Origin of the sequence: Salinivibrio sp. SS3, assembly GCF_001722105.1 — a bacterium.
GTDB lineage: Bacteria > Pseudomonadota > Gammaproteobacteria > Enterobacterales > Vibrionaceae > Salinivibrio > Salinivibrio kushneri.
On record NZ_MEBQ01000032.1, the window covers coordinates 1 to 922 of the forward strand.

Annotated in this window: 2 tRNA genes and 2 rRNA genes; all 4 read right to left on the reverse strand. The window is 46.4% G+C overall.

Annotation, left to right across the window (positions count from 1 at the left end):
* Positions 1 to 114: ribosomal RNA gene (locus tag BGL48_RS10910) — 23S ribosomal RNA — on the reverse strand; the annotation flags it as partial.
* A gap of 317 nt (positions 115 to 431) precedes the next feature.
* Positions 432 to 507, reverse strand: a tRNA-Ala gene (locus BGL48_RS10915).
* Between the two features lie 133 nt (positions 508 to 640).
* A tRNA-Ile gene (locus BGL48_RS10920) sits at positions 641 to 717 on the reverse strand.
* A gap of 91 nt (positions 718 to 808) precedes the next feature.
* Positions 809 to 922, reverse strand: a 16S ribosomal RNA gene (locus BGL48_RS16390); the annotation flags it as partial.

The following is a 922-nucleotide window of genomic DNA, read 5'->3' on the forward strand; positions in this document are numbered from 1 at the left end:
ACATCGATGGCTCAAATGCTTCTTACCAGCTCACCATCGCTTTTCGCAGGTTAGTACGTCCTTCATCGCCTCTGACTGCCAAGGCATCCACCGTCTACGCTTAATCACTTAACCATACAACCCCAAGAGGTTTTATTTACGTCGAGACTGTCTTAAAAAGAAATCTGCGTCGCAAAACCACTGAGTGTTGAATCATCAACCAATTAAGGTTTTGTTTTTGCCGGACTCAAAATAGAGACTTTGCTTATTACTAAGACAAAGCCCAAGCACACTTGATTGTGTGAGTGACATTTCTGTCACTGATTGAGAACTTTACTGTCATTCTTAAAGAATGACTTGTCAGCTTTCCAGATTGTTAAAGAGCATGTGAATCTATCAATACGATAAACCACTTTTTAAAGACACTTATCATCATAAATGCGCTTAAAAAGTGGTGGAGCTAAGCAGGATCGAACTGCTGACCTCCTGCGTGCAAGGCAGGCGCTCTCCCAGCTGAGCTATAGCCCCATCATAAATTCCTTAGACAGACTTCTTGAAGAAGTCCACTTCGCTTAGCCGAGTCAGATTTGAAGCGAGACGCGCAGTGTGCGTTGGCACATGAGCACCGCAGCTATCAAAGATGACGCAGGGTAAGTAGAAGTGGTGGGTCTGAGTGGACTTGAACCACCGACCTCACCCTTATCAGGGGTGCGCTCTAACCAGCTGAGCTACAGACCCATCTAAGGTACGAGCCTTTCACTAAGGCATTCGTATCTCTTTGACTTTCAACCTATACAATCTGTGTGAGCACTCGCAACAATAGCGTCAGTAAGGAGGTGATCCAGCCCCAGGTTCCCCTAGGGCTACCTTGTTACGACTTCACCCCAGTCATGAACCACACCGTGGTAAACCCCTCCCGAAGGTTAAGCTATCTACCTCTGGC